The organism is Maribacter spongiicola (genome assembly GCF_052119685.1).
In the GTDB taxonomy this organism is placed as follows: Bacteria; Bacteroidota; Bacteroidia; order Flavobacteriales; family Flavobacteriaceae; genus Maribacter; species Maribacter spongiicola_A.
The window spans coordinates 12148-34751 of the sequence record NZ_JBGQOO010000015.1; the positions used below are offsets into that span (position 1 = coordinate 12148).

General features: G+C 34.4%; 18 protein-coding genes. 11 read left to right on the forward strand and 7 right to left on the reverse strand.

Translation table 11 applies throughout. From position 1 onward, the window contains the following. Positions 1 to 66 precede the first annotated feature (66 nt). From ACEN2N_RS16950 to ACEN2N_RS16985, 8 genes are all read left to right on the forward strand, one after another. The gene (locus ACEN2N_RS16950) at positions 67 to 1041 is read left to right on the forward strand and encodes a bile acid:sodium symporter family protein (RefSeq protein WP_441825428.1); all 975 of its coding nucleotides are present in this window, start codon (positions 67 to 69) and stop codon (positions 1039 to 1041) included. A 44-nt stretch (positions 1042 to 1085) separates the two neighbouring features. Further along, positions 1086 to 1613, forward strand: coding sequence for a PaaI family thioesterase (locus ACEN2N_RS16955; protein WP_441825429.1), 528 nt, complete (start codon positions 1086 to 1088; stop codon positions 1611 to 1613). A gap of 268 nt (positions 1614 to 1881) precedes the next feature. Then, the gene (locus ACEN2N_RS16960; RefSeq protein WP_441825430.1) at positions 1882 to 2301 is read left to right on the forward strand and encodes a DUF2147 domain-containing protein; all 420 of its coding nucleotides are present in this window, start codon (positions 1882 to 1884) and stop codon (positions 2299 to 2301) included. An 8-nt stretch (positions 2302 to 2309) separates the two neighbouring features. Beyond that, positions 2310 to 3233, forward strand: a complete 924-nt coding sequence (locus ACEN2N_RS16965) for an NAD-dependent epimerase/dehydratase family protein (protein WP_441825431.1) — start codon at positions 2310 to 2312, stop codon at positions 3231 to 3233. A 116-nt stretch (positions 3234 to 3349) separates the two neighbouring features. Continuing rightward, the gene (locus ACEN2N_RS16970; protein WP_441825432.1) at positions 3350 to 3928 is read left to right on the forward strand and encodes a Crp/Fnr family transcriptional regulator; all 579 of its coding nucleotides are present in this window, start codon (positions 3350 to 3352) and stop codon (positions 3926 to 3928) included. A gap of 100 nt (positions 3929 to 4028) precedes the next feature. After that, positions 4029 to 4472 (forward strand): DUF1569 domain-containing protein, encoded by a 444-nt coding sequence (locus ACEN2N_RS16975; protein ID WP_441825433.1) that lies wholly within the window; start codon positions 4029 to 4031, stop codon positions 4470 to 4472. Positions 4473 to 4478: 6 nt separating this feature from the next. Next, on the forward strand, positions 4479 to 5117 hold the full coding sequence (locus ACEN2N_RS16980) for a hypothetical protein (RefSeq protein WP_441825434.1): 639 nt from the start codon (positions 4479 to 4481) through the stop codon (positions 5115 to 5117). A gap of 85 nt (positions 5118 to 5202) precedes the next feature. Next, positions 5203 to 6054: a hypothetical protein gene (locus ACEN2N_RS16985; RefSeq protein ID WP_441825435.1), complete on the forward strand. Its 852-nt coding sequence runs from the start codon at positions 5203 to 5205 to the stop codon at positions 6052 to 6054. 17 nt (positions 6055 to 6071) lie between these two features. Here the strand turns inward: ACEN2N_RS16985 and ACEN2N_RS16990 are convergent, their stop codons facing one another. Both ACEN2N_RS16990 and ACEN2N_RS16995 read right to left on the reverse strand, forming a co-directional pair. Further along, a complete protein-coding gene (locus ACEN2N_RS16990) occupies positions 6072 to 8300 on the reverse strand; it encodes an FUSC family protein (RefSeq protein ID WP_441825436.1) in 2229 nt (742 codons plus the stop codon). A 134-nt stretch (positions 8301 to 8434) separates the two neighbouring features. Then, entirely contained in the window at positions 8435 to 9601 is a 1167-nt protein-coding gene (locus ACEN2N_RS16995; RefSeq protein WP_441825437.1) for a response regulator, read from the reverse strand. Between the two features lie 287 nt (positions 9602 to 9888). On the opposite strand from ACEN2N_RS16995, the gene ACEN2N_RS17000 reads away from it, so the two are divergent. From ACEN2N_RS17000 to ACEN2N_RS17010, 3 genes are read left to right on the forward strand one after another with little or no spacing between them, the layout of a single operon-like run. Then, entirely contained in the window at positions 9889 to 12978 is a 3090-nt protein-coding gene (locus ACEN2N_RS17000) for a hypothetical protein (protein WP_441825438.1), read from the forward strand. 1 nt (position 12979) lies between these two features. Continuing rightward, positions 12980 to 14227 (forward strand): hypothetical protein, encoded by a 1248-nt coding sequence (locus tag ACEN2N_RS17005; RefSeq protein WP_441825439.1) that lies wholly within the window; start codon positions 12980 to 12982, stop codon positions 14225 to 14227. After that, on the forward strand, positions 14208 to 15746 hold the full coding sequence (locus tag ACEN2N_RS17010) for a glycoside hydrolase family 2 TIM barrel-domain containing protein (RefSeq protein WP_441825440.1): 1539 nt from the start codon (positions 14208 to 14210) through the stop codon (positions 15744 to 15746). The genes ACEN2N_RS17005 and ACEN2N_RS17010 overlap by 20 nt, the downstream gene beginning before the upstream one ends. Positions 15747 to 15850: 104 nt before the next feature. Here ACEN2N_RS17010 and ACEN2N_RS17015 read toward each other — a convergent pair whose 3' ends face one another. From ACEN2N_RS17015 to ACEN2N_RS17035, 5 genes are all read right to left on the reverse strand, one after another. After that, the gene (locus ACEN2N_RS17015) at positions 15851 to 17080 is read right to left on the reverse strand and encodes a glycosyltransferase (protein WP_441825441.1); all 1230 of its coding nucleotides are present in this window, start codon (positions 17078 to 17080) and stop codon (positions 15851 to 15853) included. 49 nt (positions 17081 to 17129) lie between these two features. Further along, a complete protein-coding gene (locus tag ACEN2N_RS17020; protein ID WP_441825442.1) occupies positions 17130 to 18401 on the reverse strand; it encodes a sugar isomerase in 1272 nt (423 codons plus the stop codon). A gap of 39 nt (positions 18402 to 18440) precedes the next feature. Beyond that, positions 18441 to 19580, reverse strand: coding sequence for a response regulator (locus ACEN2N_RS17025; protein ID WP_441825443.1), 1140 nt, complete (start codon positions 19578 to 19580; stop codon positions 18441 to 18443). Positions 19581 to 19855: 275 nt separating this feature from the next. Next, positions 19856 to 21085: a glycosyltransferase gene (locus tag ACEN2N_RS17030; RefSeq protein ID WP_441825444.1), complete on the reverse strand. Its 1230-nt coding sequence runs from the start codon at positions 21083 to 21085 to the stop codon at positions 19856 to 19858. 250 nt (positions 21086 to 21335) lie between these two features. Next, positions 21336 to 22583: an oligosaccharide flippase family protein gene (locus ACEN2N_RS17035; RefSeq protein ID WP_441825445.1), complete on the reverse strand. Its 1248-nt coding sequence runs from the start codon at positions 22581 to 22583 to the stop codon at positions 21336 to 21338. Positions 22584 to 22604 lie beyond the last annotated feature (21 nt).

The following is a 22604-nucleotide window of genomic DNA, read 5'->3' on the forward strand; positions in this document are numbered from 1 at the left end:
CATATAGAAAAACCTCTTCACCAAGGGTATCAAATAAAATTCAGTTATTTGCGGTAAAGAATATTCATGAAATTGAAGATTGATAAGTTTGTCTTTTTTATAATTATTGCCATAGTATTAGCATACTTATTTCCACAATGGGGAATACAAGAAAGTAAACTTCCGATAAACGCAATTAGTAGTATAGGCATTTCACTTATTTTCTTTTTTTACGGACTCAAGTTAAGTCCCGAAAAATTAAAGCAAGGACTCAAAAACTGGAAATTACATTTGTTGGTTCAAGGAGCTACTTTTTTGCTTTTTCCTTTATTGGTTTTACTGGCACATCCGTTTCTTCAAAATGAAGAACAAGAATACATTTGGTTGGGATTCTTTTTTTTGGCTGCACTACCATCTACAGTTTCATCTTCAGTTCTTATGGTCTCGCTGGCAAAAGGGAATATACCAGCAGCAATTTTCAACGCCAGCATTTCTGGCATTATAGGTATTGCCCTTACCCCATTATGGATGGGACTTTTTGTAAGTGATTTACAAACAGATTTCGATTTTACAGATATTTACATTAAACTAATTGTTCAAATAATAATACCGGTAATTATAGGTCTTCTTTTGCATCGCTTTTTTGGTTCTTTTGTACAGAAACATAATAGCAAAATAACACTGTTCGATAAATCGATAATTTTATTGATTATCTATAAAAGCTTTTGCGAGTCATTTGAAAAGAATATTTTTAGTGCTGTTTCCATATTAGATTTACTTCTCATTTTAATAGGTGTCATCATCTTGTTTACTATTGTCTTTTATCTCACCAAATTATTCTCAAGAAAACTACATCTCAATACAGAAGACCAAATTACCGCCCAATTTTGCGGCACTAAAAAATCGTTGGTACATGGTACCGTTTTCTCAAAAATACTATTTGGCAACATGGCATCTATTGGTATTATATTATTACCGCTCATGCTATTTCATGCCATACAAATACTGATAATTAGTGTTGTGGCGACAAAATTATCAGTTAGAAAATTAGAGGAACTTTAGAAGTTCCTCTAATTTTAATTCCTTTTTTAAATTATAAAAACAATATGTCAGTTTATCAGAAAGTTGAAGCATTAGCATCAAAAGTGTTTAAGAAAAATACCATATTTAGATATGGCTTCAATCTGTCGCCTATGTACAAAAGAAGTACCGCAAAATTAATTGAGGTCTCAGAAGACCTATTGCATGTAAAAATAATAGTACCATTGAGCTACAAGAACAAAAATTACGTGAACTCCATTTTTGGCGGTAGTATGTTCTCAGCCGTTGATCCCATACCCATGATTCAACTATTAAGTATTATGGGAAACGACTATGTAGTCTGGGATAAATCTGCAGAAATATTCTTTAAAAAACCCGCAAAAGAAAATTTATATGCAGATTTCGATTTTTCTGAGAATGAGCTTGCAGAAATTAGAGCGCAAGTAGCCGAAAAGAAAGAAATTGATATTATTAAAATCACTCAGCTTACCAATAAAGAGAAAAGCCAAGTTTTTTGCGAGGTTAGAAAAACAATTTACATCGCTGATAAAGCTTATTTTAAACAGAAGCGGCAGAAAAAAACTGGTATTTAGTTGTTGGTTATTGGTTATTGGTTAGGACGGTAAAAGTTTTTTTTACAAAATACTCTACTTACGCTTTAATAATTATAAACAACTGAAATCGAGTTGCATAAATCTTATACGTTCTTGAAATTCTAGTTGAATTTTTAATGCAATAAAAGTTCAAGGACTAAGAGTAATAGTAGAAATAGTATCTTTATTTTTTACTCCCTTTTATTCAATTGTTCAATAACGAAAAGAGGGTAATACATCTTTTAACAATAAAAAATAGCATTCAAAAATGAAAAATTTATTCTTCCTATTAGTAATGACAATAAGCTTTATCAGCTACGGACAAACAATTACAGGTCAATGGGAAACCTTCGATGAGGAAACAAACGAGAAAAAAGCACTCATTGAAATCTATAAAACAAACGACACCTATTTCGCCAAAATAGTTAATAGTTATAAAAGTGATGCAGACAAAGTTTGCGACAACTGTAAAGGCGCTAAAAAAGGACAAAAAATAAGAGGTCTAGTAATTATAGAAGACATTAAGAAAGATGGTGATGAGTACAACGACGGTACTATTCTAGATCCAGAAAACGGTAAAGAGTATAAGTGTTATTTAGAACTAGAAGAATCTAACAAATTGAAAGTGAGAGGTTATTTAGGCTTTTCGTTACTAGGAAGAACCCAATACTGGATCAGAAAGCAATAAATACTCAGATGCAAACGATACTAGGGGCTAATGGTCAAATAGCTATAGAATTGGCGAAAGAGTTGAAAAAGAAGTACACTTCTAACATAAGACTCGTTAGTCGAAATCCGAAAAAAGTAAACGATACTGACACGCTTTTTTCTGCCAATTTATTAGACAAGCATAAAACTGAAGAAGCGGTAAAAGGGAGTGAAATCGCCTACCTAACCGTTGGTCTACCGATGAATACTAAAATGTGGGTAGACCAATTCCCTATAATGATGCGTAATGTCATCGATGCTTGCAAAAAGCACCATACGAAATTGGTGTTCTTTGACAACACCTATATGTATGCGCAAAACGAAACTCCCCTAACCGAGGAGAGTGAATTTGCACCTGTGGGACAAAAAGGAAAAGTGAGGGCTGAAATTACTACTATGCTTTTAGATGAAATGGCCGCAAATAATTTAGAAGTGGTTATTTGCAGAGCACCGGAATTTTATGGTCCTGGAAAAACACAGAGTATCACCAACGCCATTATATTTGATAATATAAAGCAAGGCAAAAAACTAAAGGTATTTATAAGCGACGCTACGCTAAGAACATTAATATGGACACCAGATGCCAGTAAGGCTATGGCATTAATTGGTAATACACCCGACACCTATAATCAAACTTGGCACTTACCCTGCGATGATTCTCGGCTTACCTACAAACAGTTTATCGCTTTAACTTCAGATGTCTATGGCAAATCATTCCCCTATTCAGTGGTGCCTAAAATCGTTTTTAAAATAGGTGGTGTTTTCAAAACACAAATGAAAGAATTGCAAGAATTGCTACCAAGATATAAGAGCGATAACATATTCGTTTCTACCAAATTTAAAAATAGATTCCCAGATTTTGCGGTTACCACATATCGAGAAGGTATTGAGCAAATAAAAAATGAGGGATAACCTACTCAAGAAAAATTAACAAATTTTATAATGTTAGTAATCGGTCAGAAACAAATTATAAGTAGTTTAGAAATAAATTAATCAGCATTAATCTATTTTAAAAACCACCATTTATAATGCAAACCGAACACTTCCTAAAAAATATTTTCTCCCCTACTACTTTTTCAGAAAGCGAATTGAAAACCATTATTCCAAAATTCAAAAAGGTAAGCTTTCGTAAAAACGACTTTCTCTTAAAAGAAGGTAAAACTGAAAACCACTATTGGTTTATAGAAAGCGGTTTTGCCCGTTCGTTTGTTAATGACACCAAAGGCAACGATATTACTACTGACTTTTATGGGCAAGGCGAAATCGCCATAGATTGGTCTTCCTTTTTTCTTCGCAACCCTACCCGAGAAAACATTCAAGCTTTATCCGACATTGTTTGCTGGCAATTAGACTTTGAGACTTTTCAACAGCTGTTTCATAGTATTGAACCCTTTAGAGAACAAGGTCGTAAAAAATTGGTCGGTAGTTATTTTGCACTTAAAAATCAGCGAGTATCGTTCATTGCAGATGAAGCAAAAGAACGCTATCTACGATTGGTTCAAGAGAATCCACATATAATAAAAAACGTTTCGTTACAACATATTGCTACATATTTGGGCATTACTAAGTATTCGTTAAGTCGTATTCGCAAAGAAATAGTATCGTAAAGTCCGTTTTTGCCATAGGCAATTTTTTAGTGAAAAGTGCCACATATATTTGTCTTTATAACCACGGCTGTTCAAAAGGCAAATAATATAGAACCACTTTATGAAAACAATATTTAATAAGAACTCTAATAGCGAACTGATTGAACGAATTCAAACCCTGAAAGAATCTGACAATGCGCAATGGGGTAAAATGAACGCATATCAAATGCTAAAACATTGTACGTTGGGCGAAGAAATGTTTCAAGGTAAAAAGGATTATAAAAGGCTATTTATTGGTAGATTATTTGGCGGAATAGCATTAAAGGGAATTATAAATAATGAGCTTCCAATGAAAAAAAATCAGCCTACGCATCCGGATTTTAAAATATCTGGAACCGGAAATTTCAATAATGAGAAAGAAAAATGGATGGGTTTATTAAATGATTATAACGGTTATTCAAGCTCTAACTTTATTCATCCATTCTTCGGAAAAATGACCAATGATGAAATTGGCATATTTGTTTACAAACATACAGATCACCATTTAAAGCAATTTGGCAGATAATAACATATGATGTTACAAGCAATATTCTTACTCATTACCCTGTTGACCTTATTCTTGTTTTATACCGGAACAGGAAAAAACATAAGGATAGTATTAATTTTTATTGCTTGGCAGATTTTAATAGGGATTTTGTCATATTTTGAAGTCTTTAAAGAAAAGCCGCTATTATTCCCGCTAGCAATCATTGCCACTACCCTACTTTCTTTTTTGAGTTTTAAGATGGTTTCAATTGAAAAGCTAAACACAAACTACGTGCTAGGAATACACATTATAAGAATTCCAGTAGAATTATGCCTGTATCAACTTTTTCTTAAAGGTCAAATTCCTGAAATTATGACTTTTACCGGTTGGAATTTTGATATTTTAATCGGGCTTTCTGCCGTTGTTATTTTAATTTATCAATCCGTAAAAAAGAAGAATTTAGCAAAATCATATTTTTTATTTTGGAATCTAATTGGGCTATTATTTCTTTCAGTCATAGTTTTAATTGCCATTTTATCTTCGCCTCTACCTATTCAGAAATTTGCGTTTGATCAACCAAATGTGGCTCTTTTAGAATTCCCTTATAGTTTCTTACCCACTTGCATAGTGCCTATAGTTTTTATTTCTCATTTTCTGCTTATTAAACACCTTAAGCAATTCTAAAACATTAATAATCAGTATTCCTGTTTTAACTTAATCTTTTCATTTTTTTAATAAAGGCATAGTATTTTTAGCACAAACACAACCATTGCCTAAGCATTCAATATTCTTACTTGTAGCAATACTAGCCTCCTTTTTAGGGTTTGGTCAAGACAAATCTACCCTACTAAATGCTAAGGTTTCAAGTTCTAAAAATGATGTCTCTAATGTATTAATCGTTAATCTCAATTCTAAAAAATCTACCATAACAGACTCCCTAGGTTTATTTTCTATTGAGGTAAAGTTAAAAGACTCTGTACGTATTACTGCCGTACAATACCTGCCAAAAGAAATAGTAATTAGTGAATCTCACATAAATAGTAGTTTAATCACTATTCAACTCATTGATAATATTATTGATTTAAATGAAGTTACCGTTACCCCTTATAATTTAACCGGAGATATTGACAGAGATATAGATAGGCTGCATATAAAACCCACTGTAACTTCATATTCCTTAGGGCTACAAAATGCAGATGTCACCAAAATGACCCAAAGTGAAAGGCTGTTACAAGAAGCTGATAGAGGAAAATATGTAAGTCTCCAAACAATGGATGAGTACGGTAAGCTAAATGAAATTTTGAGTTACGTTGGTTTGAGTGTTAAGGTAAATACCCATAAAATCATGAACAAAGTTTCTGGCAGAACTAAATCATTAGAAGAAATGGTGGAGCGCGACCAAAACATGAATTTAGAAAAAGAAATTATTTATAAATTTTCAAAGCAAACAATAGCAGAAAATTTTGACATACCAGAATCGAACGTAAACGGCTTTCTTACCTATTGCCTTTCGCAACCCGATTTTAATGCATTATCTGACTCAGGCAATATGGCAGAAATTTGGGATTACCTAGAAGCTAAAAGTATAGAATTTAAGAGTTCAGATGTTACTAAGGATTAGCATAAAACAACTACTTATCACAAACCTGAAGTCAACTTCATCATCGTAGAACTTAAAGAATATAGCCAGCGCAATTGTTCCCAAATAAGTTGCTCTTCTTGATGATTTCGTTTTAACGCATTATTATCTTCTGCATTCAAATTCACATTTTCAGATTCAAACTTGGGCAGTTGTTTCTCAAACGAACCAACTTCTTCAAAATTCGGCCCATCGCCAGTAGCAATGCTATTAGAAAGCGTTTTCATCACTAAACTCAGGTTTTCATCTATCTTAAAAACAATGCTATTAAAACGTTCTGAAGCTTCTGTGGTGGTATGATACTGAATATAAATACTTAATGATGCCAGAGATGACAAAAAGTTGTGGTTCAACTCTACCAACTCATATATTTTATTCAGATTTTTTTGTTTTGAATGGGGATCTTGGGTCATACGCTGAAATGCCGAGCTTAAGTTCGAAGTTTCTAGAAAAGCACTTTTACGCGCTAATCTATAGCTGGTAGGCACACTACCCTTGTGTCTATAAAAATCCGCAATTTCAGTTAGGTACATTCGGTTTGCCTCAACACTTTTGGTAACATCTTTTTGAATTTCTTGAAAGCTCCAGCTGGGCCATAGAAAAAGAAATCCTAAATAAGATAATCCTGCACCAACAAGCGTATCTAAAATTCGGTATTGAATTACGGTCATTACATCGGGCTGCAAAATTCCGTAAATGAATACAATACTTAAGGTTACATAGATTGCCGACAATTTGTAATTTTTCTGTAGCATAGACAGCGCAACAACAAACGAAATCAATGCTAATACTGCGTATACATACACATCTTGAACTAAATAAACGATACCAGTAGCAATAACTCCACCGATAATAGTACCTATAGTTCGGTCTTTAGATCGTGTTTTTGTAAGACCATAATTAGGTCTCATAATTAATATGATGGTTAAAAGTATCCAATATGGATTCTGAAATTCAAATACATTACCCACCACAAATCCGATCATTAAGGTAACCGCTAAACGTAATGAATGTCGAAATATGGTAGACCTAAAACTAAGGTTTCGCAATAATATTCGCGGACTATAATCTTGAGATATTAAGAAACGTTTTAGAATTTCCTTATCTATAAATTCTTCCGAGGCTACATCGTGATCACTAAGCAACCACTTCATTCTTTTAAGTTTGTCGAATTGCTTTTCTTGATATTCTAACAAATTCTGAAACATAATAAAAGCTTCGTACGCCTTTGCGTCTTTTACCGTACCAAGCTCAGAAATCTTAATTCGTAATTCTTCAAAATGATTCGTTAGCGCATCATGCTTTGGCATTTGACTAGGCTTGTTACCAATTGCAGAAATTAATTGCAATTGATTAGCCATCTCAAAAGTCAGGTTTTGAAACAACTTGGTAAATTCTGTATACAGTTTAAACTGCTCATCCATCTTCGTATAGTTTACCGGATTCGCACCTGCTGTTTCGAGCATCTCTATCAATTGCACCAATACCAAAACCCGCTTACCATTGTATGTAGACCTGCCAGAGTTTTTACGGGAAAGGATAAGAATTTCACGCAACGTATCATGTTGTTCTGTAAGTTCGCTTTGAAGTAGAAACAGCCTTTGCTGCAGTTTTTTTCTATTAGATCGACCATCTATTAGCTGCGCACGATTCTTTAAAAGTTTACCGGTACGCCCTATGGTATCGTATAAAATTTCTTCGGTCTGCCCCTTCGGGTTTATTTTATGCCATAATAATGACAATGCCAAGTACCAGAGACCACCAAGCCCAACTAGCAAAGCATATTCATAAATTTTCAACTTATCAGGTGTATGGGCAAAACTTAAAATCAAAGCTAAAAGTCCTGAAAAACTTATTAGTGAAGCCCTAAAACCGTAAGATGATATTAACGATATAGCAAAACTTGCAACCCCTAAAATAAGTAGGGCAAGCCAAGTAGCATAGTGTAAATACCCACCAATAAAGCTAACGACCATTACTAAAGCAGCAGAAAAAAGTATACCGTAAATTTTATGTTTTTGACTGCCATTTACATCACTAGGGTTACACCAAAAAGCACCAAAACATATGGCAACGCCTATTTCGGTATACCCAGTAGAAATACCAATAGACAAAGGTGTAATAACGGCAACTACGGTAAGTACCGACTTAGAAAAACTAGTACTACCCAAATATTGTAGTAGTTCTTTGAAAGAAACAGAAATGAAATTTTGAATTTTGTTCAACACCTATAGAATCAGGTACAAAGATACACTTTGGTAGTAAGACGCATTAACTACAAAAAAACAAAAAGTGCTGAGATAATGAAATCTCAACACCTTTTGAATATCTTAAAAAATGGGAATCTAAATTTTAAGTCTTACTATCTGTAATGAACAGCGATTTGTGCTAGTTGACCCACAATTTTAACCGAGTCTTTCATAGACAGTTTAGAACCATCGGCGTGTATCCATCTTTTTAAAGGTTGCTCGCATATCATGCTTTTTACCTCGGTTTTACCAAAATCCTTTTTCATTCTCATAAACAGCTCTACATCAAAAAGCCATTTAGTAACAAATTTCTTATTAAACATTTTAGAAGCAATCTCGCGATCCATCACTTTTGCACCACATTGGGTATCTTTAAAAGGCATGCCTAAAATAGTTTGTATGATTAAGTTGATTGTCATACTAATAATCTTGCGAGCAGATTCTTTTGTAATATTAGCCCCCATTCTTGCGATACGAGAACCACTTACTATTTTAAAATCTGAACTTTCAATAGTTTTTACCAAATCATCAAAATCTCTAAAGTCTGTTGATAGATCGGCATCTAAAAACCCTATGTAATCTAACTGTTGGTCTTTTACCAAATGTAGAATTCCTAGTCTTACAGCTTCAGCTTTTCCTGCATTTTGCTTACAATTATAAATACTTATATTATCTGGATTTTCTTTTTTTAATTTCTGAAGCACTGACAACGTATTATCTGTACTGCCATCGTTTACAAAACATAGGTGGTAACCAAGGTTTTTATGCGCAAAGTCTTTAAACTCCTCACTAGAAAGTCGCTCTTCTTCATTATAACAAGGTATCACCACACCTACACAATTCTTTTGTAGTATACGGGTATCTGATATTTTCGAAGTAACGACACCCTTATTTTCAGGAGCACCTATTATTCTTTTTATTCTAGCTGCCATTTCGTCTAAGCTTACCGGTTTTTTCAGATAATCGTTTACGCCCAAATCAAAATTTTGCATAATAAGCTTCTCATCTGTATTACCGGACATTACAAGAATTGGCGTTTCATTTTTCATGAATAACCTAATATATTTCACCACCTCGGTACCGGTACACGAAACCAATTCTGTACCTGACATTTCGGGCATATTCATATCTAGTAAAACCAAATCGGGCTTAAATGAATTAAATAATTTTATACCAAATTCAATAGAATTAGCAGTTTCTACTTCATAACCTAATTCCGATAATCGTTTTTCAACAGAAAGTAGAATAAGTTTTTGGTCGTCTATGGCTAGAATTTTCATTACTATAATTTTGGTTATGCTTGGTTTACGGTTACAAATTTACTTGGCACGTACGGCAAATTCGGTTCAAAAAAGATGGATAACTGTTTACTATAGACGAGTGGTTTATAACATTAGATAACGACTTAATTTTAAAATTATAGTCCTTGCTATTATTACGAATTGATAATAACAGAACGGTATATTGTAGGTATTCTATTATTAAAATTTCAACTAATCCCTTTTTAATGTATTTATCATCTCATATATTTAATACCTTTATATAGAATTTGATTCTAATTTAACCTTTGGAAAAAAAAACCAATACCCTCTTAATATTAGCTTTAATCGTAGGGCTAGCTTTTCATGGTTCTGCTATTTTCTTTACGTTAGAGTCTACTTACGACGCACTAATTCACCTATTTTTCGCCGATCACTATGCCAATAGTTGGTTTGATCCGTGGGAATATCGCTGGTATACAGGTTTTACCGTACAGTCGTACCCACCATTAGTACATCAACTTATTGGTATTCTCTCTTACATTGGCGGCTTAAAATTCGGTATGTACACCGTTGCATTAATTGCAATTGTCTTATTTATTACTGGGGCATATAGGTTTACCCTTTTAATGACCGGAAGCCGGCGAATAGCAGGTTATGGTGCAGTTATGGCTGTTTTCTCATCTACATTTGTAGAAACCCTTCATATCTTCGGACAATTACCCAGCATCTCGGCATTATCGATACTACTTCATTCTATGACCGAAATATACCTGTATATCAAAACAGGCAAAACGCGGTACTTTATAACATCGGCGACCATGCTTGCCGTAACCGTTACCTCACATCATGTAACTCCGCTTTTTGGTATGGTCTTTTTCATCGCACCTTTAATGGGTATGGCGGTTATGGATGCCGCTAGAGAAAAAGTCGAATCTTACAAAGCGCTTACATTTAAAGTATTTTGGGGCACCACTTTACAGCACTTTTGGCGCATAGCCAAGTTTGGTGGTACCGCAATATTTTTACTCATATTCTGTATTTTTCCTTACTGGTATAATTCTAAAAGAAACCCTATTACCCAGGTAGCCATACCTCATGGGTCAAGAGATAATTTCTTGGAAATTACTTCCTCAGGGCTTGTTTTCTTTATAATTCCGTGGGGAGTATTTCTATTTATTCTGCCTTATTTCTTTTACAGATATTTTAGTAAAAGGTATGTGTTCTTCGGATTGTCTTTTGCGCTATTAACAATTTTAGGAACCGGTGGCACTACTCCTATTCCGCGTATGATGTTGGGTGAAATGGCTTTCAATATTCTTACGTTAGATAGGTTTACGTTATGGGCAACTATTATGGCACTCCCCATATTCGCAGAATTTGCCTACCGGATGGTTGAAGGAGATTTAAAAGTGCTGATTCAAGAAAGATTCGGCGGAGTATATCATAGGGTCTTAGGCGGATTAATTGCTGGTGGAATGCTGTTTATGGTACTTTTTACCATGACCTTGGGCTATTTTAGACCCTCGCAGCCGGCTAAAATAAAGATGCTACCCATTGTCAACTTTCTGGGGGCAGATTCGCATGATTCTTGGCGGTATTTACCACTAGGTTTCGGTGATCAGATGGCATGGTTATCTGCACAAACAGGCGCAATGACCGTAGATGGAAATTACCACTCTGCACGGCGATTACCCGAATTAACTACCAGAGCGATAGAACGCATAGAAAACTCTAAATTTAGAGGTGTTGAAGGTATCGGATCTTTACAGCAATTTTTGACCGTACCTGAAAAATATAATTTAAAATACATTTTCTCGAACGATAAATTCTATGACCCTATTCTCTACTATTGTGGCTGGCAACGGCTGCAGCAATTAGAAAACGGTATTATGGTTTGGGAGAAGTTGAATGTGGCACCCATACCGCAAATCATGCCCAAGCAAGATGTACCTACCATAATGAAGATTATGTGGGGTATCATTCCGCTATCGACAGTACTGATTGCCATATTCGTAAATATTCAAATGATATGGGTGCGGCTTTTAAAGTCCAAAAAAGTTCCGGTGCATTCTTTTATGAAATTAGAACTGCCGTACAATAAATTCCCCTCAAAGCTATTAACCTTCTCACATTGGTGGGCATTGATAATATTGATTTGTATGGGCTATGGCATGTACATTTTTTACGTTAAAAATGTTACGCAATTATCACCGAACAATGTGGTTGAATCTTATTATGATGCTTTAGATTTTAAAGAATTCTCTAGAGCACATTCATACATAGATCCAGAGCAAAATATAGACATTGCCCAGTATATGCTAGAGGTTTCGGTGACCGATGGGATCTTAAGTTCATATGCAAAACTAGATTCATTAGGTATTGAAATTTACGATAAAACCGAAAATGGCGCAAAAGCAAAAGTATCAACAAGGTGGATCACTCCATTAGAAAATGTTTTCAACAACGACCACCACGAACTGGTAAAGCGAAAAAATAAGTGGTACATTAAATCATCAAAAGTTGATAATGACATTCCGCCAGATCAACTTTTTACAGCAAACGGCACAACATATTACAACCACGGTAGACGAAAAATTACGACCCAAGAAACCTATCATGAAGATGTATTAAAACAGCCTGTACTAGAAATTTTATCTGCTAAACTGGTAAAATTTAAAGGGCAATATAGCATTATTGGCGAGTTACAAAATGTTGACAATACTCCTGCAGATATTGTCATAAAAGCAACCTTGTATAATGATAACAACAAAGAATTAGCGAATTACAACGCCAAGCATCAAATTAAACATAAGTTGATGCCAAAAGAAACAACAACGTTCAAAATTAACTTTGAAGGTATAGCGTGGTCTTCTACCAAAGACACTTTACCGCCAACTTTTAATCCAGACGAGTTTACTCCCGTTAGTTTCGAAGAACAACCTACAAAATTCAATTTGCAATCTGCAGGTAACACTGCCAATACTGATTTGTATAAGCATGTTGCTTTACAAGATTTGGTATACACAGAGCAAGGTTTTAATGGTGTACTATTTAATTCGGGCGTGCAAGAAGTAACTATACCGCAACTTATAATTTCGTATTATGATGCAGAGGGCAAGTTACTTTGGGTAGATCATAAATTTGTAACCGAAGGGGTACGAATACAGCGTAAGCAGTTCTTTAATTACAAACCTTTAGATTTGGATAGTTTAGCCGTTGTAAGTAGTAGTTTAGAAAATTGCTTCGTAAACGGTTCGCCTAATAAAGCCATAGCCGATAAATTATTCCCCAATAGAAAATTAGAACATGGTATGCAGCAAGCACAGCCTTTTAAAGGAAAAGGTTATGAGTACATAAAGTTTGAGATTAACAGTTATATCGGTAATCCTAAATAGTATGCGTATTAAAATTTTAATGATTTTAAGTCTTGTACTGCTTGGTTGTTCTAGTAAAGAGAAAGAACAACCAAAGGAAACGAACACCCCAAATACTGCATTAATTACAACAACAAATACGAGTGTAGCAGGCGAGGCTATTACTTTGGCTTTTAGTACAGATATACCGAATGCAAATTATAAGCTACAAATAAAAAATGCATACGGTAATGTGTTATTAAATCCTGAGATTTCAACTGATCAAAACATCACTTTTAACGTCCCTACAAACTTTACTAGAATTGCGGGTCCGTTTCGATGGAAGTTATTATTACACGATGTGACCTTACGCAATGGCACTCATGAAATTGCAACGAACGCAACGAAAGCCACCTATATAGAATCGTATTTTGGACCACGAAGCGTTACCGCAGGCAGAAATGACTTCTCTATGCTGACCATATCGCCAACCGATGCTTATGACAACCCCTTAGATGATGGCACCGAGGTAACGGTTAAATATCAATTTTTAGAGAATATCGACGAGTTAAAAATAACCACGGAAAGCTTTATTGCTTGGTACAATGTTGCATCTACTTTAAAATCGGGGAGAATATTGGTTACATCTGAATGTAACGGTACCACTTCAAAAGAACTGGCAACAATTGTTTATCCTGCGAATGCGGTCAACTTTAACATCAGCAGTTCTAGTGCGCACAACTTTGCAGATGGCAATCAAATTGTAACGTTTACATCAGATATTATAAAAGATGAATTTGGTAATGTGGTCACCAATGGCACCTTGGTAACCTTTGTCATTAAAAATGAAGATGACTCTTATCTGTATACTATCGGTACTACTATAAACGGTATTGCCGAGGCGAAAACACTACATCCAGATAAAGCCTCTTCTTGGGAGATACAGGCTTTTGTAACTGGTGCCGCAGAAAGTAATACCACAGCATTTGAGTTTAAAGCTGCCATAAAAGACTATCCTGTTCATTTCTCACAAGGAAATAGAAATATAGATATTGGTCCGTTCGAGAGCTTTATGAAACAGCTTATTCCTGACGGACTCCTATTACAACTAAAAATTTATGATACAGAAGGAAAGTTTATAGAATCTAAAATAACAACTACTAAAAGTGGGGTTTGTAATATTTTCTTGGGCGAGTATTTTTTACCGGATGGTGATTATGTCTTTAAAATAACGGCTGCAGGCATCACAAAAGAATTTACAAAAAGTATACATGGCGATACAGTTAAATAAAACATTATACAGAACCGTATTAATAGTCACCTTTTTGGCTATCAACGGACTTATTCTTTACGGAATAGGCGCTGCATGGGCATTTATGAATACCGGTGCAGATAAAACTTCTATGCTGCATTTAGAAGTACCTATGGAAGATGTGTATAAACCTAATCTAGAATGGTCAAATTTAGATAACCCAGGGCGGCCAATGGAAGAGCAAGCATTGGGCGAAATTACCAACGATTACATGAACGCATGGCACGTTCGTAATATCGCATTTAAGAAAAATGACCGTTACGGTATTGAAGATTTTTACACCGATAGTGCAAGAGCTAGACTTTACGATAACATTGACCTCAACAAAAAGAATAACCACTGGTACAAGCGTACAACCTTAAACCACAATTCTGCTTTAGATTTTTATACTGCCGATGGTACCATGGTCGTCTTCAAAGATTATAATGTTGAAGAGTACCAAGAAACGTACGAAGGTGAAACACTTATTCTCAAAGAAAAAAATACGACCAGCTACCAAGTCATGATGCTTTTAGAAGACGGATTTTGGCGTATTAGACACTTAAAAGAAATACCTACGCCTGCAGATACAGTTGAAGTAATTGAACGGAACATAGCGCCAAAACTTAAAAAAATAAAGAACCAGAAAGGCATTAACTACTACCCTAAAGATTCCCCTTGGGATACTTTTGGTAAAAGATTTAATGATACTATAATTGATCAAGATTTTCAGATCATTCAAGATATGGGTTTAAATACGATTCGTGTATTTCTACAATATGAAGATTTTGGAAAAAACAGGGTCGATGAAAAAAAACTTGAACTTTTAAAGATACTATTGGATAAAGCACAAGAACACAAATTAGATGTTTTGATTACTTTATTTGATTTCTATGGGGATTATGATATTTCTAACTGGACACTCACCCACAGACATGCAGAAGCGATTGTAAATGCGGTTAAAGACCACCCTGCCCTTTTAGGATGGGATATAAAAAATGAACCCGACCTAGATTTTGATTCTCGAGGAGAGAATACGGTAATTCAATGGTTGAATCAAATGATTTTAGAAATTAGAAGATGGGATAAAAAGAACCCTATAACCATTGGTTGGTCTACCCCAGAAGCAGCATTAAACCTATCGGATGAAGTAGATTTTATTTCTTTTCACTATTATAAAAAACCGCAATACTTTATAGAATCTTATAAGATTTTGAAATACTTAACACCCAATAAGCCCATTGTTTTACAAGAATATGGCGACTCTTCTTATGATGGTATGTGGAGCGGATTCTTAGGTTCTGATGAAAAACAAGCAGCTTATTACAAAGAAATGCAAGGCTATTTAGAAAAAGAAAACATTCCCTTTTTATTTTGGACGCTCTATGATTTTGAAAAAGTACCTAGTTCGGTTGCTGGTAGCCTACCTTGGAAAACCAAAAAACAACATTTCTTTGGTTGTTTAGATTCTTTAGGAAATAAAAAACCAGCATATTTTGAACTAGCGATAAAAAAGTAAATAGCCATTTTTATGCGCTATCCAATTCAATAATAGCTATCGAAAAATGAGGAAAAAAAAGGCTGGTTACCACACCAGCCCTCAAATACTAACCATATCGATTCTTAATGAACCAATTTCTTCTCCATAGTTGCTATATCTATATTGAAACCGGTTTCTTTCGATTTCTGTATAGCCTTAAAGTAGTCTATATACATTTGAGTAATTGCAGACATTGGTAAAGAGCATGCCGCTTTATAATTTTGTTTCGCCAATTGAATTCTATAAGCATCATCGGTAATAATTTTCTCAATTGCATTTGCCAGAGATGAAGTATCATGTGCATCGAAAAATTCGCCTACATACCCTTCTTCCTTAACTAAAACACTTAAATCACCTAAATCTGGTAAGGCAACGGCATTACCATAACTACCTGCTTGGTGCAATACACCAGAACTACCTGTTGTAGAGGTATATGGGAATACAGTTACCGCACTATCATCGAATATTTTCGCCACATCTTCTTCTGCTACATAACCTGTATACCTAATTTGAGGCACGTGGCTATATTTCTGTTTCATTTCTTCTAAATAACCAGGGGTGTTAGGACTATCTGTACCTGCAATAACGATTTCTATATCTTCATTGGTTCTAGCTCTAATTTCTTCTACAGCTTCAATAAGTATTTCTACTTTTTTGTACGTACCAAATTTACCGAAAGCCATCACCTGTTTTGGACCAGCCGGAAGTTTAAAGTCTGGCTCTGGCGGAGTTTCAAAAGCGCCATGCGGAATTAATGCTACATTCTTAACCTTATATTTATCTTCAAGCGTTGACACATATTTACTAATAGTAACGGCAAGAATATCTGACGCCAGTACAAATTTGGTCAACGTTGTACCTATGAAATTATAGATACTTTGTAACAGCTTGTTTTTAGTAAAACCTGCATTTTCTAGATCAACCTGTTCTAGAATATTATGTAAAAGTGATATTGTTGGTATACCCTTAGACTTGCAAATAAATGGAAGCATTAGACCTAGTGCCGCCGGTATTTTCTTATCTCCGAATTTCAAAAACTGAAGATTGAACAATACGGCATCTGGCTTTGTTTGAGAAATAGTCTTGCTAATACTAAAGATATTGCTGTAGCTATTAAAACTCCAACATTCCTTTACCGTAATCTTACAACCGCTTTCTTCAAAGTTTAAATCTTTAGGTTCATCGGTTCGGTCGGTGATCAAAATTAATTCGGTCACTTCTTCTTGAAGTCTAAAGTGTTTTACCAAGTAATAACCATACTCTGTTAAAGTTACTTTACTAGGCGGATAGGCGGTTACGATTGCTAATTTCATTTGAACTAAATTTTAGTATACAGGGTTATTTTGTTTTGGAAAAGCAGTGCTAGACCAAATTATTTTGTTTTTTTAAGGCTGATGAATCCTTTTTATTCTTGATGATGAAAAATAGTAACTGTGCTACCAATAGTATAACCATGGCAATAATTTGCATGTGAACTACGGTTTCAAGATTATCATGATAAAGCATAATTAGTGCCACTTGAGAAAAGCCTAACAAACCTGATAATATGACAGGGGAATATTGATTTAAGGACAGAAAGTAATATGCAAAAATATTAGAGACTGCGAATAATGAAGTCGCCAAAGCATATTTCCAAAGTAAATGTGCAATAGACAAATACGCATCACCGAACATCAACGTAATAATCAAATTCGGAAATAGAAAGCATACAAAAACTATAAAGGTCGATAAGCCACCAATAAAAAATACATACTTAAAAAGTACAGGAGCCGTTGGCTCGCCATCTTTTTGTTTTTGAATGACTGTTGGCATTAATAACATTACAAACATCCAAGCGACAAAGTACACTACCCTACCTATCAATGCCAATGATGAATACAAGCCAGCCTGTTTATCATCAAAATAATGCTTGACCAATAGAATATCACTATTGTTTATAATAATCTGCGTAAGTTCATAACCAGCCGTAAGACCAATAAAAAGCCAGACTTGCTTTAATTCTACCGCAGCTAATTTATCTTTAGAAAAAACTTGAACACCTTTAAAATCTGACGGAAAAAGTCCAAACACGAAAGAAAGTGCAATACCCGCTGCAATTAACATTCCCGGTTCAAAGGGTACCAATAACAATAAGGCAAAAGTAATCAATAACCTACTCCACATTTCTGTTTGGTAGGTACCTGCCAATTTACCAAAGTCATGCTTACCTTGAAACCTACCCCTGTTTACACTCATAACAAAGTATAAGGGTATGGCGACAGCAAAAATCATGAACATGTAATGGTTTTGCGTATTAAAAAGTGCTTGTAAATTTTTAGAAAAAATAAGTACAAGAATACCTGTAAATACACCGAATACCAATGCATATCTATACATAGTATTCTTAAATGCGATCCAGGTATAATCTGTAAATAACACAGCAAATTTTGTGGTTGCCAATTGAAAAGTCATACCAACAAAAGACAACACTAATAGTAATGTTACCAAAAGCGCGGCATCGGCAAAAGCCTCAGGACCTAGCAATCTACCTAAAAGTAAATTGTATAAATAGTTGCCACCATTTACCAGCACAGCACTACCCATAAACAAATGTTTTGGGGAGATACGCTTTAAAGCCAATTTAATTGCTGTCATGAATTTGATAGGGTTTTCGGGGGTTCGATAGTACTTATTTTATCTGTAGACAAAAGCGATTTTTGCCAACTGACCAACAATCTTTACAGAATCTTTCATTGAAAGTTTAGAACCATCGGCATGTATCCATCTTTTTAACGGCTGCTCACAAATAAGTTTTTTCGCTTCCGTTTTACCATAATACTTTCTCATTCGAATAAACATTTCAACATCGAACAACCATTTGGTAATAAAAGGTTTACTAAAAAGTAAAGGAACTACTGAGCGATCCATCACTTTTGCACCACATTGGGTATCATTAAATGGCATTCTTAAAATGGTTCTAATAATCAGGTTTATAGTCATACTAATAACCTTTCGCGCAGATTCTTTAGTAATATCTGCACCCATTCTACTCATTCTCGAGCCACTAACTATCTTAAATTCAGAGTTGTCTAAAGTTTCGACTAAATCGTCAAAATCTCTAAAATCGGTAGAGAGATCAGCATCTAAAAATCCGATATAATCTAATTGAGGATCTTTTGCCAAGTGTAGCATACCCAAACGAACCGCTTCGGCCTTACCACCATTTTTCTCGCAATCGTAAATACTGATATTGCTTTCGTTGCCTTTCTTTAATTCTTCTAAAACTTCCAAGGTTTTATCGGTACTACCATCATTTACAAAGCAAAGATGGTAGCCAAGGTTACTGTGTGCAAAGTCTCTGAACTCTTTACCTAAAAGACGTTCTTCTTCATTATAACAAGGTATAACAACGCCAACACAGTTTTTTTGTAGCATTCTGCCACTATTTGAATCTTGAGAATTTAATTCAATTACCGGGGCGCCAATAAGTCTTTTGATACGAGCTGCCATTTCAGACAAACTCACTGGTTTTTTCATATAATCGTCGATGCCTAAAGTAAAGCCATCGGTAATAATGGTTTCATCGGTATTACCTGACATTACCAAAACAGGGGTTTCTTTTTTAGAACCTTCTTTAATATGCTTAACAACATCTAACCCAGACATATCTGGCATATTTATATCTACAAGAACCAAATCTGGTTCAAACGCGTCATATAATTCAATTCCTTTTTGACCAGAATCAGCCGTTTTTACATCATAACCTAGTTCGGTAAGTCTTTTTTCAACAGATAGTAAAATAAGCTGTTGATCATCTATTGTTAATATTTTCATAGTTTAAGCAAGTGGGATTTTACTTACATATAACGTCGAAATTTGTGAAAATTGTAGTTTTCATAAAAAAATTAAAAATTTTATTTTGAGAATAATAAATCTATACGCTTGGTTTGTAACTAAAAACCAGTAGTTGCACTAAATAAAACCTTGATGGTAATATTTCTTGTTTTTAATAAAAAGTAAATCAAACATTATGAAAAACCTTTTAGAAAAAATAAAAAGAGAGTAGCTAACCACACTACCCCCTTTTTCACAAAACCTAACCAAAAAGTTTATGCCATTAATTCTTTTTCAACCATGGGTACATCTAAAGTGAACCCTTTAAGTTTTGCAACTTGTAATACTTTAAAATATTCTACATACATTTTCGTAATATCTTCCATTGGAAAAGAACACGCTGCTCTATAATTAGCTTTAGCCAAATATGTTCTATAAGAATCATGCATTAAAATATTTTCAATGGCACCTGCCAATGAAGTTGCACTTTCAGGTTCGAAGAACTCTCCTTTATAGCCTTCTTCCTTTACAAGTATACTAAGGTCACCTAAATCTGGCAACGCAACCGCTTTACCATAACTACCAGCTTGGTTCAATACACCAGAACTACCAGTTGTTGATGTATATGGAAAAACAACTACAGCGCTTTCACCAAATAATTCTGGTACATCTTCTTCTGCAACATAACCCGTAAAAACTAACTGTTTTACATGAGCATATTTCTTTTTCATACTTTCTAAGTAACCAGGTGTATTTGGACTATCTGTACCTGCAATTACAATTTCTATATCTTCATTCGTACGTTGTCTAATTAACTCGATCGCTTCAATCATTATTTCGACCTGTTTATACGTACCGAACTTACCAAAAGCCATTACTTTTTTTGGTCCTGCAGGTAAACTATAATCTGGGGTTGGCGGAGTTTCAAAAGAGCCATGCGGAATTAAAGCCACATTTCTAGATTGATATTTGTTTTCTAAAATAGATTGATATTTACTAATAGTTACCGCAACAACATCTGAAGCCAATACAAACCTTGTTAATACATTACCTATACCGTTATAAACTTTCTGCAGCACTTTATTTGAGGTAATACCAGTATTCTCTAAATCTACTTGCTCTAATATATTATGTAGTAAAGAAATAGTAGGTATGCGTTTTAGCTTACACATTAATGGTAACATTAAACCAAGTGCTGCGGGAATTTTTTTATCTCCGAATTTTAAAAACTGCAGATTAAAAAGTACAGCATCGGGCTTTGTTTGTGAAATAGCACGGTTAATCTTAAATATGTTTTTGTAATCATTAAAATTCCAACACTCCTTAACGGTTATCTTGCATCCGTTTTCATTAAAACTAAGGTCTTTTTCACCTTCCGTCTTATCGGTAATTAAAATTATTTCTGTTACTTCTTTTTGAAGTCTAAAATTTTTCACCAAGTGATAACCGTATTCCGTCAATGTTACTTTACTTGGTGGGTAGGCAGTTACAATTGCAAGTCTCATAGGTTAAGGTTTACTATACTATTGGGTTATTTCTTCTACAAATATCTAACTATGATGTAGGATTTTCAGGTGATTTTAGGTGGATGAAGCCTTACTGTAGACGAATGGAAGTTCTTATTGGTTAAGCCATTCTTAAAATTGATTTATCGGTAATACAATTGATACTTCTTAAATAATCTGAAACTATAATAATTGAAAAAGCCCGAAGATGGGGGATTTCTTCGGGCTAGACTCACCTAATATTAAAGTATTAAGAGGTCTTGTTCAGTATGTTATTATGAGCAAAATATAGTAGTTGAGCCACCAGCAAAGCAACCATGGCTATTATTTGAACTTGTACCACCATATATAATGTACTATGAAAGAACATGATCATGACAATTTGCGATATACCCAAAACTCCAGAAAGTATTACAGGTATATATTTATCTAGCGACAAGAAGTAATAGGCAAAAATATTTGAAATTGCGAATAAAGAAGTCGCCAAGGCATATTGCCATAATAACGGTGCCATTGAAACATAAGCTTCGCCAAACATTAATTGAACTATGAATTCAGGAAAAACCGCACAGCAGAAAATTATAGCGATAGCTAATAGACTAATATAACTAACATATTTTATTAATATAGGAGCTGTTGCTTCTCCATCTTTTTGTTTTTGAACAACGGTAGGCAATAATAGCATTACGAACATCCAAGCGACAAAATAAACGACACGACCAATTAAGGCTAAAGAAGAATAGAGTCCGGCATTGAAGGTATCGAAATAGTGTTTTACTAAAAGAATATCACTATTATTTATTATAATTTGGGTTAGTTCATAACAGGCGGTCAGTGCTATAAAAGTCATTACTTTTCTTTTATTTTCTTTAGACAACTTAAACTTTTTAATGATTCTCTTTATATTAAAATCGGTAGGAATCAACCCGAAAACAAACGACAATGCGATACCTAATGCTACTAAAAAAGTTGGTTTAAAAGGCACTACCCACAATAAAGCAAGTGTAACCACCAATCTTCCCCACATTTCTGCTTGGTATGTAAGCGATAATTTCTGATAATCTTGCTTGCCTTGATATTTACCTCTATTGACCGACACAAAAAAATATAAAGGCACTGAAACAGCGAAGGTCTTAAATAATAAAGAAGATTCTGTATGAAATAATTCTTGTAAATTATCTGCAAAGGCAAATAGTAGAATACCTATTAGTAAACCAAAACCTAAAGCATATTTATAGAGCATTTGTTCTAAAGCAACCCAATCATCATTGCTGAACAAGATTGCAAACTTAGCGGTAGCAAGTTGAAAAGTCATACCTAAAAAAGAAAGCACCAATAGGAAAGTAATTAGCAAAGCAGCCTCACTATATACAGCCGGACCAAGCAATCTACCCAAAATAAGATTATATAGATAATTACCACCATTTACGACAAGTACGCTTCCAATAAATAATTTTTCAGGAGATATGTTATATAGTACTAGTCTAATAGCTGTCATAATCATATTTTTTTAAGTCTA